Genomic DNA, 14,380 nt, shown 5'->3' on the forward strand with positions numbered 1-14,380 from the left:
TCAACAGCCAACTGTCAACTGACTAATTACGACAAACCTAATAGCCTTCTCGTCCTCTCTGCTTCTTGTCTTTGAACATCTAGAAACTTCAACATTCGGTAAAGTACCTCTATTTGGGGCAACTTAATACCTGCTTGCTGCGCCACCCATATCGGATTACCAAAAATCGCCTCAACTTCCAGAGGTCGCGATTCATCATAATCGATTTTCATGCTCGTGCGGTAAGGCTTCATTTTCTGAGTGTATTCAAGCATTTGTGGGATAAAGTCATCGGGAATAATGCGATCGCAACTTTTTGCTCCCGCTACCACTTCCCCCATGATTTCCTTAACTAAAATCAGAGTATCGGGATTAGCCATCAGTTCGTCAGTTCTCGCATCCAACACTACAGACAGCCCGTTATAAGGAATATTCCAAACCAGCTTTTTCCACCTTGATAATAGCAAATCTTCGCTCATTTTAATAGGAATATGAGCACGTTTAAAATCCTTAGCAATTTGGTGCAATCTATCAGTAATACCGATGGGCTTGTAGTCTTGGGCATATTCTCCCAGCGTAATAGTGCCGTAATCTAGGTGACAGATGTGACCTGGCCCAACTTTATAAGAACAGAGAAAACACAGTCCGCCAACCACTCGTTCTGCACCGACAATTTTAGCTACTTCCGGTTCGACATTCAATCCGTTTTGCAATACTAAAACTGCGCCATTATCCTTTAATAAAGAAGGCAAAATTTGGGGCAACAAGTGATTTTGAGTTGTTTTCAGCGCTACAATTACTACGTCGCACTGAGGCATTTTGTGCGCGTCGTGGTAGGCGCGGACGTGGGGGAGGATGAAGTCGCCTTCGGGAGACTCGACAATCAAGCCGTGTTTTTTGACCTGATCGTAATCGCTGCGTAGTAAAAAATTGACTTCTAAACCTGCTTGTTGCAGTCTAGCACCATAAAATCCCCCTAAAGCTCCCGTGCCTACAATGGCATAATTGCGATTTGACATACTATCAAAAACTCCGAAAAAGTTCTCAACCTAAAAGAAATTAGACCCCGCTCAACAACGGATACCGTGCCACGTACTTAAGTCGCGCTCAGTCCAAAATTTTAGACCAAAGTTGAAACTCCCAGATTCAATGCTGCAAGTAAATCTAAAATCTAAAATCTAAAATCTAAAATCTAAAATCTAAAATCGACTGACTGTCATTCCCTGTTATTATTTAAAGATATAACTAATCTGAAATCTCAATCTCAATTTTCCTCATCCACTGCATCAAGTCTTCAGATAGCTGTTTTCTAGTTCGGCTAACTGCATCGATGCAGACGTGCTTAGTAAGAGCTTTAGCAGCGCTTCTTCCTGCAACTTGCTCAGAAAATATTTGATAGGCAATTTCAAATTCATCGCCAGTAACTTGTTTGGGCGTCAATTGAATTATCAGCCGATCGCCCGCAAACATTGGGCGATAAAAATCTACACTAGCATGAATTATGGGAAAGGCAACCTCGGGATTGCTGAAAAATGCTTTGAGATTGATTGCAGATGCTGCTAGAGATGCCTCGTAAGCTTCGTGACACATCGCCAAAACGTTAGCAAAGTAAACGACTCCAGCAGCATCGGTATCTTGAAAGCGAACAGTGCGGGTGTAAGTGAAAGGCATTTGAGGTAGTAACGGCGATCGCAAATTGGATCGGAATTTTACCAACCATCATATCCGTAAACCCGCACTTTTGGAGAAGTTATTAGCTAAGTAAGTAGGCGCTAATTTTTTATATTGTAAAACTCGCCCTCCTCACTCCTTCCCCTGATTTCTTAACCTTTGTTCTTAATTAACATCACGTCTATAATCTTGAGGGCAATATCTTCGGAAAGCCCCAATGCACTGTAAAGATCGTTCAAAAGTTGTTCTTCTTCTTCGGAAACCTCGCCATCGGCTAAAGCGATATCAGTTGTCACAGCAAAAACGGTTTCTTTAAGTTCGTCTGGAAGCGTTGCTAAAGCCGCATTAAACAGTACCTCAACTCCTTGCCGTTGCAGAATCATCAGCAGGCGTTCGAGCATTTTTCTCATAACGTCATCCGGATAGCTGCGGAACAGTTGCATCCGAGATAGCGTCATGCTAATCGCTTTACTTTCGCTGTCATTGATGTAACCGTCGGCTGCTACGGCAATTAGCGCGATCGCCGCAAATGCTTCTGCCGGTCCTAACGTTACGTCCGTTTCTTGGCGAGTCTGCGATACTTTATCAAATAAACCCATGATATTTTCCTCGTTATTTAGTGGTCGATTTAGGGAGTCAGGATAGGTTCTGGCTCTGGAGGTTTCTTTGGGGATTTTGATAATTATATCAAATTTTGTTAGTTAGTTGTTATCAATAAAATTATGAAAAAATTAAGAATTTTTATTTCGCCCTTCGGCGCTGCAATGGCGGGTTTATTTAGATCCTGAATTACCTTGCCATATCTCAGGTAAAATCCGCCCTGCCAGCGCCGACAATCTACTTGTCAAAAAGGGCTAAATCTGCTTTCAGGAAATCAACAAACTGCCGCGCAGTCCTGCCCGATCTCCCATTGCGACGAGTTGCCCATTCTTTAGCTCGGTGCTCCAAATCATCGGCAGCGAGTTTTATTCCAGCAAGTTCTGCCAGATGCCGAACAATTGTTAAATAAGTGTTTTGATCGGCCGGTTCAAAAGTTAAAGTCAAGCCAAATCGATCGCTAAATGAAAGTTTTTCCTGCACAGTATCCCAAGCGTGAACTTCATCTCCGTCGCGGGGGCGAGGCCTGTCGTCAAAAAACTCTCGAATTAAATGTCTGCGGTTAGATGTGGCATAAACTACCACATTTTGAGAGCGAGCAGTGACATTCCCCTCCAACACAACTTTCAGAGCTTTAAAAGCATCATCATCTTCCTCAAAAGACAGGTCATCCACAAAAATAATAAACTTTTGAGGAACTCCCCGCAACTGCTCGACAATTAGCGGCAAATCTTGCAAATCCGATTTAGATACTTCAATCAAGCGCAGATGGCGAGATCCAAACTCATTTAATAGCGACTTCACCAAAGAAGACTTGCCCGAACCGCGGCTGCCGTATAGCAAGACGTGCAAAGCCGGATAACCTGCTAGCAAAAACTCCGTATTTTTCACCAAAGCATCCCGCTGCCAATCGCAGCAAACCAGCTCTTTTAAAGTTATGCCATCGGGATGCGAAATAGTCGCTAACTGCCCTACCCGCCACGCAAAAGCGCGATATTCGGCAAACAAACCAGTGCCAAACTGTCGGTAATAAGCTGCCAAAGATTCCGTAGCGCTCGACCATTTTTCCAGTTTCCCGTGCAGGGGCAAATCTCCCGGTTCTGCTACAGTTTCGGAATGCCAAATCGGAGGCACTGCGTCAAGTTGACCCGCTACCCGCACCCACTTGCTTAACTGTTCGCTGCTGCATTCGTAAATATTTTGCAGCACTTCTAAATCATGTCGGGCGGCCTCCACCAAAGCGGGGGGCAAACTTGCAAAATCTGTTTGCTGTGCTCGGCGTGAAAAGGGGTTTTCGTCTTTGAGAATTTCGGAAATCAGAGAATCTTTCCAGCTTAAATTTTTAGCAGCCTGAAGTTTGAACCAATTCCCGTAAGCTACCTGACATTCCAAACCGCTGACTTCGCTGTGGTGAAGGGCTTGCAGCAAATCGAGAAAGGCTTGACCGACAGGGCTTTTGAAAACAGATTGATACAGCAGCAGGGATGCTGCTTGGCGCTGGAGGTAACGGATTTGGGCGATCGCACCAGAAGTTAGGGCTGACATAATGGCAATTGTATAACAGTTACATATCCTGACTGGCTTTAATAAATTTTCTAACAATTCGTGACACTAATTGCAGGCCACGCTGTATAAATTTAGATGCACTTGTGAAATCGGGAGGATTAAAAATGAATTTAGGTACAGCAGCCGCGATCGGCTACGGCATTTTAACACTGGTTGGCGGCATCATGGGTTATATCAAGGCCAAAAGCCAAGCCTCGCTGATTTCCGGCTTGATTAGCGGTTCCCTGCTAATTTTTGCCGGCACCGCCCAGCTTATGGGACAAAGTTGGGGTTTAACATTAGCAGCAGCCATCTCCGCTGTTTTAGTAATAGTCTTTATTGTGCGCCTTGTTAAAACTCAAAAATTCATGCCCGCCGGGATGCTAATTTTAGCTAGCTTAGCGTCTTTGGGCGCGATCGTTTACGAAATCAGCGGTCAATATCAATAATCAGTTGACTGTTGACTGTTGACTGTTGACTGTTTTTAGTGGTCAGTGGTTATTTGTTAATTGTTAGTTGTTCGTTCTAATAACCAATAAACAATAACCAATAACTACTAACCAATAACCAGTGACCAATAACTAATAACTAATGACTAATGACTAACCACTAATGACTGCATCAATATACTGCTGAACTTCCCTGAGTTGCTGCCGCTGGCATTCGATCCAAATTTTTTCCGCAGATCGCTGTTCCGGCGTCTCTTTTTGATACCACGCCTGCTTCTCTAAAAAATTATTGTAGAATTTAATCGCTTTTTCAACTGTTTGAATTGCCAGTTTCATGCGCTCCTCAAAAACTGCTATGATTACATTATCCAGGATTAACCCAATCACTTTACAGGACTCTTCAAAATCGACCAAACTGATTCCCATCTTGCTTTTATAAACCAGAGTTTCTACAGGTTCTTTCAGCGTTTCTTTAAAATTTTTCATATAAGAACCCGGCAAATATTTCAGTGGCTCCGTAAACTTCGATACAATCTCCCCGCCTATTGATTGTAGTCGCTCTCTAAATTTAGACTGACTGTTTAGGTCAAAGCATTCAATACAAAATTCAATTTTTTCTATATCAATAGATTGTAATTCTTTAAAAATTAAACTGAGTTCATTCTCCATAATTAAAATCACTCGCTCTGCCTGGGAATCAACTTCATTCCGCAACTCTTTGTGCAAATTATCTTTTTCAAAAAAACCAATAGTATCTCTTTGAAAGACTTGAGAATTTTTATCCCACAAAAACCACTGATTTTTTAGCTTGGTCGCCTTGTCGCTCCAAGATTTGCGAACTTTAGCAACAGCATCATATTTGCCATGTTTTCCTAAAGTGCGAATTCTCACATCGCATCCGCTTAGTTCGCCAATTTGCTCCCAGACATCAACAGGAGATGCTCCAGCAATTCTCGGCTTGCTATTCCAGACATCCTCAGCCTGAGATACATCTTTGAAACATACCTGAAGTAACACCTTGAGTCTGATGGCAGATTGCTTAATTTCGTCAATACAAGGTTCCACATCTAAGCTGAGTTGGGTAGCTGACTGTTTAATCTCCACGGATTGATATTCGTCTGCCAACAATCGATCGCTAAACTGGGTAATAGCCTGGAATGCCTTGAGATACTCATTCATTTCCTTTCTGCCTCGTTTCCCTAAACAGCATACAATACAAAACATCTGCCTTTTTGAATGGAAACTGAGTCACCACATGGATTATATATTCACCCCTGCAACTCAGGCGCGACTCAATAGTGGCAACCTTGTACAGCCTGGTGCCAAAACAGGAAAATTGCTCCCTGCTGCTAGAGATCCGGTGACAGGGGAGTTTGTGGAGATCGCAAAAATTTTTTATCAATCAAGAAGTGAAACTCTATCCTCGCGCGGAGTTATAGGATTGCTCGCACAGTTAGCCGGAGGTGGCCCCATACAGCCTCTGGTAGCTCCCGTATACGTGACTGTGGCGCCGTTGCAGGTGGCTCAAACTCATCAGGGGTTTCAAAAAATATACAGAATGCTTAACTCTCTGAAAATTAATTTGGCAGTGATCCAAGCAACTGCTGCTGTCATTGGTATTGGCACTGTATCGAGCACAGTTTTGTCAGCAGTAAACCTCAACCAAGTATTAAAAATCCGAGAAGAGGCAAAGCACCAGAAGCTAAAAATTAAAGACGGATTTATCGATCTCAGACACATCCTCAAAGATAGGGGAGTAGAGGTGATCCAGCAGATTTTCAAGGTGGCTCACGACTCTAGTTTTGAAATGCACCGCCAGAAACTGGTTAACGGTTACGAGATTTTTTCTAAAGCTATCAAACGCTGTCAGTCAGCCCTGACAGTGCCCGATCTTAAACTTCGGAATTCCGAAATTAATAGCGGGCGAGATATGCTGTTTGAAGCTTTAAAAATTTATGATAATCCCAGTTTGTTGGAGGGGCTGTCTTCTGCCGGACAACTCAGGCAAATGGAATGTGTTTGGGCGATCGAGCAGGCGATCGGGGTCACGTTTCACTTGCAGCGGGCCTACGATATGGTGAGCGATCGCCTCCTGGAACTCCAATCAAAAATTTGTCAAAATCTTCTAACTGTTGTTAAAGGATGTCAATCCGAACCAGAACTAGATTTTTTATTTCCTGAAGTTACTAGGATTCTAGGTCATGATTTAAGTGTAATAGAATTTTGGCAGAATGAGGTTGATTGGATGGAAACTTTGTCTCCAAAAGAGCAGCACCAGTTAGCTAGTTTAGATAAACTCACCGCCGAGACGTTAAAAAGCAGCGTGTACACTACATTCGCGGTATTAGCTGCGGAACCTTCCCTTTATGAAACTTTAAAGCAAAAGTCTCACTTTCTATCCTTGCGTGACCAGCTAACCTTCGCTGTGTCGCCGGAAATTCGCCGGAGATACGAATTTTATGTCAGCCAGCAGGCGATCGCTACTGGCTATCAAGCTTTAGCTGCCTCGAATTGGCAAGAAATATCCGATTTAACTGTGGCTAACCTCTACCACTTTTTTCAAATCCGAGAGAAATCGCCTGAAAATTATCCAACTGAGGACGAATTAGAAACGCCTTATTGGCACTTTCCCAAAACCTTAAAAAACGAGCTAAATTATACCAATTAAATGACCAATGACTAATGGATACTGTTGACTGTTGACTGTTGACTGTTGACTGTTGACTGACTTCTTCCCTCGTAGATACAACTTTTCAATTGTTACACTATCTGTAGTAGTAAGGTGTGTACTGCCCACCCTACAAGTATAATCTGTGCGTCAAGGACTATTTCTCCTTCTTCCTTCTATCTTTTACATCCGTTACATCCGTTACATCCGTTACATCCGTTACATAATCCGTTGCCGAACTTCCTTCTGATTACCTCAACCACAACTTAATAGTATTATCTTTAGAACCGCTAGCAATAGTTTTGCCATCGGGACTAAAAGTCACTACATAAACCTCATCGGAATGTCCCGTCAAAGTATTAAGCAATTGTCCGGTAGCAAAATCCCAAACTTTAATAGTTTTATCCTTGCTCCCGCTCGCAATAAACTTCCCGTCCGGGCTGATAGCAACCGAGACAATATCGTCCGAATGTCCCTGGATAGACCGAATTAAATCTCCTGTTTCGATATTCCAGACTTTAATACTTTCATCGTAAGAACCGCTAACAATTGTCTTGCCGTCTGGGCTCACAGCAACCGACCTCACCGCGTCGCCGTGTCCCTCTATAGTTTTGAGCAACGCCCCTGTTGCGACATCCACCACTGTAATTTTTTTATCCTTAGAAGCGCTAACCAAACTTTTTCCATCTGGAGTGAAAGCAACAGAATAAACAAAATCTGTATGGTCTGGAAAACTCTGAATCAAACGACCACTTGCTGCATCGGAAATCTTTGTGGTTTTGTCTCCGCTGGCACTAGCCACAAGCTGTCCGTCGGGGCTGAGAGCGACAGACCAAACAGAAGCAGTGTGGTCGAGACTGCGAATCACTTGCCCTGTTTTCAAATCCCACAGCATGACTCGCCAAAAACCGGTTCCAGTCGCCAGTTTCGTACCGTTGGAGTCAAAAGCAACCGACCAAACGGTGGAGGAATCTCCTGGAAAAGTGCGGATCGACTTGCCTGTAGCTAAATCCCAAATTTGGATGGTTTTGTCTTTAGAACCGCTGGCTAACATTAAGCCGTCTGGACTGAAAGCAACAGACCCAACGGCATCGGAATGCTGAGCGAAATTTTTGACTTTGGCGTTCTTCCACAGCAGACCTGCTTGGCATTGTTCTTGTAACTCCTGAGCGGATGAATAGCTGCTGGAAGTGTTGGCAATTGTTGGTATTTGGCTGATGCAGCTTTCATAATTGCTGGCTTTATAAAGAGCTGCAATTTGATTGAACTCTTGGGATTCTTGCTGGGCTCGCTGCTGCCATTCTTGCCACTTGAGATATCCGTAAATTCCGCCGATCGCAGCTAAGATAGCCGCAATTGTTGCCCCGGCAAGATAAGGATTGAATTTGCGAGTTTCTTTGGGGACAAGTGCTGCTGGGCTGGATCTCGACAAATCGGTTTTTCCGTTCAGATTTACCTGCGAGGATACCGCCGGACTTGCCTGCAATTCGAGTTGAGGGGCACTGCTGGCTGGTGGCCCATTGGGGTTGCGGTGTCCCTCCAAAACTGTGGATATCGCCTTGTACAATTTAGCAAATAAAGATTTAGGAATGACTAATTCTTCGATTTTCGCGGCATCTTCGTCGGTAAGCCCTAAAACTTGCTGCAAGCGTTTTAATTCGTCGCGAGTTTCCAGAGAAAAGGGATATTCTTGCTGCATTGCTTCTTGCAGTGATTGTTCGTAGCGTTCGCCTTTTTCCCTGTATTTCCGGTAAGGGTTCAATACCTCATCTTCGATCGCCTCTGCTTCTTCTGGCAGCAATTCCAAACTGACGCGCAGTTCATCTAATATTCTCCGACCGACGACTGTAATATCACCCCGACTGCTGCTGCGCCGATCGACTTCTTCGCGATATATTGTTAGCTTGGGAATCCGCGCCCGCGAGCGATCGCCAATTTTCCTCAAATCGGCTAAAGCTTCCGCCGCCGACTGGTATCTCTCCCGAAAATCGTAGCGCACCATATTGTCCAAAACATCGGCCAGCGCTTGGGAACAGGTGGCTAAATGCCGCCAAACAATTTCGCCTTTATTAGAATTTTTCAAATCCCGCAGTTTCGGCAAGTCGTAAGCCGGCAAACCCGTCATTGCTTGGATGCCAATCATTCCCAAAGCGTAGATATCGCTGTTGAGTTGCGGGTTGTATTGAAATTGTTCGATCGGCATATATTCCAGAGTGCCAATCCGCACAGTTACCGGCGCTTGTCTTTGAGCGATGTGAATTTCTTTCACCGAGCCAAAGTCAATCAAAACTAACTTGTTGTCTGAATAGCGGCGGATTAAATTTGCCGGTTTAATATCTCGGTGAATAACTCCCTGCCCATGTACAAACACTAAAATTTCTAACAGTTCCTTCAGCAAAGGAATCATTTTTTCTTCAGTTAGAGGCTTGCCCGGTACAATCTCGGTTGATAGCGAGTGACCGGCAACAAAAGATTCAACTAAGAAAAATTCTTCATTTTCTTCAAAATAAGCGAATAGCTGAGGAATTTGGTCGTGTTGACCGAGCTTTTCTAGAACTTCTGCTTCTTTTTGAAAAAGACGGCGCGTAGTATTAATTAATTTTGGTTCGGTAGTACCGGGACGCAGGTGCTTGACAAAGCACTGCGGTTCTCCGGGACGGCGAATATCTTTGGCCAGATAGGTTTGTCCAAATTCTCCTGTTTCTATGACTTCAATGATTTGATAGCGTCCATCTAAAAGTTGGCTCACCATGATAATAACGCAGCCTTTTTTTGGTTGATTTTCGCAAGAAACCGTTGCAATTTTGAGTCAGTTGTATAGCCTTTTTCAGGTGAATTAGGTGTTCCTGGGCATTGGCAAAACAGGGCATTGGGCATTGGCAAAACAGGGCATTGGGTATTCGGAATAGTTGTTTCTTTCCTTCTTCTTTCTTTCCTTATTCCGAGTTCCATCGGACTTCTTCCCTCTGACTTCTTTCCTTCTGACCTCTTTCCTTCATACTTCAGACTTCTGACTTCTGACTGAGATATTGCACCATTCTCAATTACTTGTTGAGGAACAGGCAAGATGCCTGTTCCACAAGAAAAATTATTCTTTGTGGAACGGGCATCTTGCTCGTTCTTGACAATGGTGTAACATCTCAGTTCTGACATACTTTATTTTTTCAACATCTGCAAAGCTTGATATCCCAAAAAGAAAAAACCCAAAGCGCCGAGTACCGCTATCGTGTTCGCAAACACATCGACTGTAAAAAATTCGCCCATTGCAATATCCTCTGAAAACTGATATCTATCCTCGGCTTTTCGGTCGCTGTCTGAGTGAGGGGTCTTGCCCCTCGCTGCGGGCGAGCCGAAAGATGCTCACAAATTATAGCAAAAGAGTTGGTCAATCGATTTTAGATTTTAGATTTTAGATTTTAGATTGAAGCATTGACCCCACGGATGAATCCGGGGGTTTGTATCCCGGATGCTTTCGGTCAATCGATTTTAGATTTTAGATTTTAGATTGACCCCACGGATGAATCTGGGGGCTTGTATCCTGGATGCGAGGGGGTCAAAATAACTTTTCGGGCGATCGACTAGCTTTTTGTTTTAATATTTTTTAATATTTAGGGAGACAAATCCTGTACCGAAATTTTGAGGTCAGTTCGCTTTGATATTGTTAACCCTGCTAATTTTTTCTCTGATTGTAAGTAGAGCTTACACTAAGAATTTGCGCCGATCGGTCGAAAATGCGCCTCGAACCGACAGAAATTCCGCGAGACCCTCACCGGAGTCCGCCGCAAATTTCCCTAAAGTTTCGGTAATCGTACCAGCATACAACGAGGCAGAGAATATTCGGGATTGCGCGATCGCCATTTTGGAGAGTACACCGCTGTCTGTGGACAACTTAGAGGTTTTAATTGTAGACGATCGCTCGACAGACGACACGTTAGCGATCGGGCAAACCCTGCAACAGCATCTCAACGACCCCCGGCTGAAAATATTAGCAGGTCAGCCGCGACCAACCAACCAATATTGGGCGGGCAAAAACTGGGCTTGCGCCCAAGCTGTTCAAATAGCAACCGGAGACTTCTTATTATTTATCGATGCCGACGTGCGACTCAAACCAGGGGCGATCGAAACCGCTATCGCCACAGCCGAAACCGAGAAAATAGACTTGTTCACCTGTATGCCAGCGCTGGTTTGTGAGTGTTTGGCCGAGTGGTTAGTACAGCCGATAATGTTCAATCACCTAGCAGTTTGCTACGACTTTACCGCCGTCAACGATCCCTCGAAAACAGACAGTGCTTTTGCCGGTGGCCCATTCATGCTATTTAGGCGATCGGCCTACGAAAAAATCGGCGGTCACGAAGCAGTTGCAAGCGAAATTGTGGAAGATGTGGAATTAGCTAGGCGCATCAAACGTGCGGGTTTAAAGCTCGGGCTTTATTCCGGGTCAAATTTGGCATCCGTGCGGATGTATCGGTCTTGGAGCGCATTGTGGGAAGGCTGGACAAAGAATTTGTATCTCGGCGCTAACCGCAGTTGGGGCTTGATGGTTTACATGGCTGCAATTATGTTTTTTATTTATCCTATGCCGTGGATAGGATTATTCATTATTCTGAAACAAATAATTTCTGCCTTCCCTCTTTCTTCTTCCGTCTTCTCTCTTCCTTCTTCCTTCTTCCTTCTTCCTTCTTCCTTCTTAGTAATAATCGTAACTTGGCAGCATTACACTTTGCGCCGCTTGGGTGCCGAGATTTCGGAATGTCCGACGAAATACTGGTGGTTAGGAGGTTTGGGAGGTGCGTTAGTGGCCGCGATGGCGATCGGTTCTGCGATTAAAACCGAAACCGGTTGGGGGTGGACTTGGCGCGGTAGAACTTTGCAAATTAAGAGTTAATTAAGACTTGCATAGGGGCAGCCAAGATGCCCACCCCACAAAAAATTAACTCCTTGTGGAACAGGCATCTTGCCTGTTCTTAAAAATCATCGAAAATGTGAGTTATAGAAGACCGAAGGCAGAGCTAATCATAACATCCGTTACATCCGTTACATCCGTTACCGAACTTCCGCGTATACAAAAGCAGGTACGCGCTTGTAAGCAGGCGTGCCCGATCGCCTTTCAATTTCCGGGTGAAAAATCACATTAACTTCAGGATAAAACATCAAAGCAGCACCCTCACGAACCGCCCCGTAAATCACCTCGACATTTTCCATTTTCCCCACATTTCCCTGCACCGTAACCCGCTGATGTTCTTGAAAACCAGTGCTTTCTGCATCCGCGCGATTCATCAAAATGCAGTTGCGGTGCGGCATTCCCCGGTATTTGTCATCAATTTTGTAGACGACAGTATTATGCTGAGAATAGCTGCGTCCCGTCATCAAGGCCACAACAATACCCTGTTTTGACTCCGATACTCCAAATTCTTTCGCTTCCGGTAATTTCAGCTTAGGTAAAGGCGTGACAAACATCTTCGCTTTCCCAGACTCTGTAGGGAATTTAGGTTCTGTAAAAATGCGACCGCTGATGGTAAATTCCTCTTTGGTTTCATCAATTGTGGCTACTTTTTCATAGCCAGGAATAGTTTTAGCAATCAATTGCCGAACGTATTTTGTGTCTTGAAGTTGGCGCCAATCAACGGGAAAATTACCGTGAATTCGGCTGGCTAATTCTGTTAAAAAATGCACTTCCGGAATCAAATCCGAATTCTGGAGATGAGTTTCGCCCTCATCATTTAAACGCACAAAATTATTCCCCGATTCCACCGTTGTTTTGTGGGGGTTTTCAAAGCGATTCAGCACGGGAATCACAATTGTATTGTGCTTGGCTAATCCGTGAAAATGCCCTAAATTCGGTTTGGTTGCGAGGTAGATGACGGTTTCAACATTGGCTAAAGCGCGTTTGGCCTGCGTTGAATCTGGATTTGCCGCGTACAAGTTGCCGCCCAGACATATCAGCGTATCGACTTTGCCTGCATCTGCTGCTTCAATGAGCGATCGAGTTTCGTAACCCTTAACAGGACTGAGGGGACGATTTAATAACTTTTCTAAAGCTTGTTGAATTTCTTTTTTCAGCTTCACAGTGACGCCCATAGAGCCGAATCCTTGGACGTTTGAGTGTCCTCTGACGGGCATTAATCCTGCACCTTCTTTGCCGACATTTCCTGTCATTAAGGCAGTATTTGCAATGCTGAAAACGTTATCTACACCGTTACCGTGTTGGGTAATTCCCATCGCCCAACCGAATACAACCCGCTGGGATGTGCCGATAATTTTAGCGGCTGCCTCAATTTCTGCTTGGGAAACTCCGCAGGTTTTAGTAATAGTTTCCCAAGCGGTTTCGCGGGCGTGCTGGACTACTGATTTCCAGCCTTCTGTATGAGCTTGCAAATAGCTTTCGTCCAGCAAACCTTGTTCAATTATAGACTTTTGAATGCCGACAAAGAGCGCCGTATCGCTGCCGGGAATTGGTTGCAAGTATAGGGAGGAAATATCGGAACCGGGGATGAGCGACTTGACAGGAAATGCGGGAGAACCAAACTTGACTAATCCGATTTCCATCACCGGATTGATGACAATTATTTTACCGCCTTTATCGCGAATTTTAATTAACTCGTTCATCAAGCGGGGATGGTTGTAGGAAGAATTGCTGCCCGCAAGCACGACGCAATCTGCTTCCTTCAAGTTTTCTAGACTCACTACCGAGGTGCGGGTGGCAAACATTTCGCTTAACCCGATTGTCGAGGGAGCGTGGCAGAGATCGGAACAATCTGCTAAATTATTGGAACCCATCGCCCGCATCATTAATTGCAGCAGAAAAGCCGCTTCGTTGGAAGAGCGACCGGAACTGTAAGATGCCACTCTTTCGGGGGTTTTGCGAAAAGCAGCTTCGGCAATTTGATACACTTCTTGCCAAGAAATGCGATCGTAATGAGAGGAACCAGCCCGCAAAATCATCGGAAAACTCAGCCTTCCCAGCCTATCGGCTTCCATTGAAGTTAATTGCTGTAGTTCTGCAATACTCTTCTTTTCAAAAAATTGAGTTGAGATAGGCGGTTTGATTTCAGCAGAGATTGCTTCGACGCTTTTCATGCACCGCTGAAGTTTTTCACCCTCTTCATTTGTAAAACCTCCTTTCTGCCCGCCAGTGCCCCAAGAACATGACAAACAAGCACTTTTGTGCAGCAAAGTTTTCCAAAGTTTCGGCCCTTCCGGGGACAATGTATGTTTTGCCCAATATTCTATTACGGGCAAACCGCCACCTATCTCTGGTGTTTCCTCGTTTGTCTCGTTGAATGGCGGGATTGGTTGGACATTTTGGGAGTTGACATTCATGTGGTTGACCTTTTGTTTGAATTGCGGATTAGTTGAAGAAAGGCAGCCGGAACACAAGGCATTCGGCAGAATGAAATAAAAATTTTGAAGGCAAGAATTTTGTTGTTTTTCAAAGCGTTTTTTTTGAGCGCACTGTACAATACAATTCTGC

At 44.4% G+C, this 14,380-nt stretch carries 11 protein-coding genes; 3 read left to right on the forward strand and 8 right to left on the reverse strand.

Features of this window, described 5'->3' with window-relative positions:
• Window positions 1–26: 26 nt before the first annotated feature.
• The 4 genes from Q5691_RS12245 to Q5691_RS12260 form a co-directional block, all read right to left on the reverse strand.
• Window positions 27–998 carry a putative 2-dehydropantoate 2-reductase gene (locus Q5691_RS12245; protein ID WP_333211557.1) on the reverse strand — a complete coding sequence of 324 codons (972 nt, stop codon included), beginning with the start codon at window positions 996–998 and terminating at the stop codon, window positions 27–29.
• 226 nt (window positions 999–1,224) lie between these two features.
• The gene (locus Q5691_RS12250) at window positions 1,225–1,650 is read right to left on the reverse strand and encodes a thioesterase family protein (protein WP_333211604.1); all 426 of its coding nucleotides are present in this window, start codon (window positions 1,648–1,650) and stop codon (window positions 1,225–1,227) included.
• 152 nt (window positions 1,651–1,802) lie between these two features.
• Complete coding sequence (locus Q5691_RS12255; protein WP_333211559.1) at window positions 1,803–2,249, reverse strand: tellurite resistance TerB family protein; 447 nt, start codon at window positions 2,247–2,249, stop codon at window positions 1,803–1,805.
• Between the two features lie 238 nt (window positions 2,250–2,487).
• On the reverse strand, window positions 2,488–3,792 hold the full coding sequence (locus tag Q5691_RS12260; protein WP_333211561.1) for an ATP-binding protein: 1,305 nt from the start codon (window positions 3,790–3,792) through the stop codon (window positions 2,488–2,490).
• A 125-nt stretch (window positions 3,793–3,917) separates the two neighbouring features.
• On the opposite strand from Q5691_RS12260, the gene Q5691_RS12265 reads away from it, so the two are divergent.
• On the forward strand, window positions 3,918–4,241 hold the full coding sequence (locus Q5691_RS12265) for a TMEM14 family protein (protein WP_190735279.1): 324 nt from the start codon (window positions 3,918–3,920) through the stop codon (window positions 4,239–4,241).
• Between the two features lie 153 nt (window positions 4,242–4,394).
• Here Q5691_RS12265 and Q5691_RS12270 read toward each other — a convergent pair whose 3' ends face one another.
• Window positions 4,395–5,420, reverse strand: coding sequence for a hypothetical protein (locus Q5691_RS12270; RefSeq protein ID WP_333344999.1), 1,026 nt, complete (start codon window positions 5,418–5,420; stop codon window positions 4,395–4,397).
• A gap of 76 nt (window positions 5,421–5,496) precedes the next feature.
• On the opposite strand from Q5691_RS12270, the gene Q5691_RS12275 reads away from it, so the two are divergent.
• Window positions 5,497–6,909 carry a hypothetical protein gene (locus tag Q5691_RS12275; protein WP_333310309.1) on the forward strand — a complete coding sequence of 471 codons (1,413 nt, stop codon included), beginning with the start codon at window positions 5,497–5,499 and terminating at the stop codon, window positions 6,907–6,909.
• 250 nt (window positions 6,910–7,159) lie between these two features.
• Here Q5691_RS12275 and Q5691_RS12280 read toward each other — a convergent pair whose 3' ends face one another.
• Window positions 7,160–9,661 carry a protein kinase domain-containing protein gene (locus tag Q5691_RS12280; protein ID WP_333211566.1) on the reverse strand — a complete coding sequence of 834 codons (2,502 nt, stop codon included), beginning with the start codon at window positions 9,659–9,661 and terminating at the stop codon, window positions 7,160–7,162.
• Entirely contained in the window at window positions 9,655–10,062 is a 408-nt protein-coding gene (locus Q5691_RS12285) for a hypothetical protein (RefSeq protein WP_333345002.1), read from the reverse strand. The genes Q5691_RS12280 and Q5691_RS12285 overlap by 7 nt, the downstream gene beginning before the upstream one ends.
• A gap of 499 nt (window positions 10,063–10,561) precedes the next feature.
• On the opposite strand from Q5691_RS12285, the gene Q5691_RS12290 reads away from it, so the two are divergent.
• On the forward strand, window positions 10,562–11,794 hold the full coding sequence (locus Q5691_RS12290) for a glycosyltransferase family 2 protein (RefSeq protein ID WP_333345004.1): 1,233 nt from the start codon (window positions 10,562–10,564) through the stop codon (window positions 11,792–11,794).
• A gap of 158 nt (window positions 11,795–11,952) precedes the next feature.
• On the opposite strand, the gene Q5691_RS12295 is transcribed toward Q5691_RS12290, so the two are convergent.
• A complete protein-coding gene (locus Q5691_RS12295) occupies window positions 11,953–14,229 on the reverse strand; it encodes an FdhF/YdeP family oxidoreductase (RefSeq protein ID WP_333345006.1) in 2,277 nt (758 codons plus the stop codon).
• Window positions 14,230–14,380: the final 151 nt, after the last annotated feature.

The sequence above is a fragment of the Microcoleus sp. w1-18aA5 genome, assembly GCF_036701705.1.
Lineage (GTDB): Bacteria > Cyanobacteriota > Cyanobacteriia > Cyanobacteriales > Microcoleaceae > Microcoleus.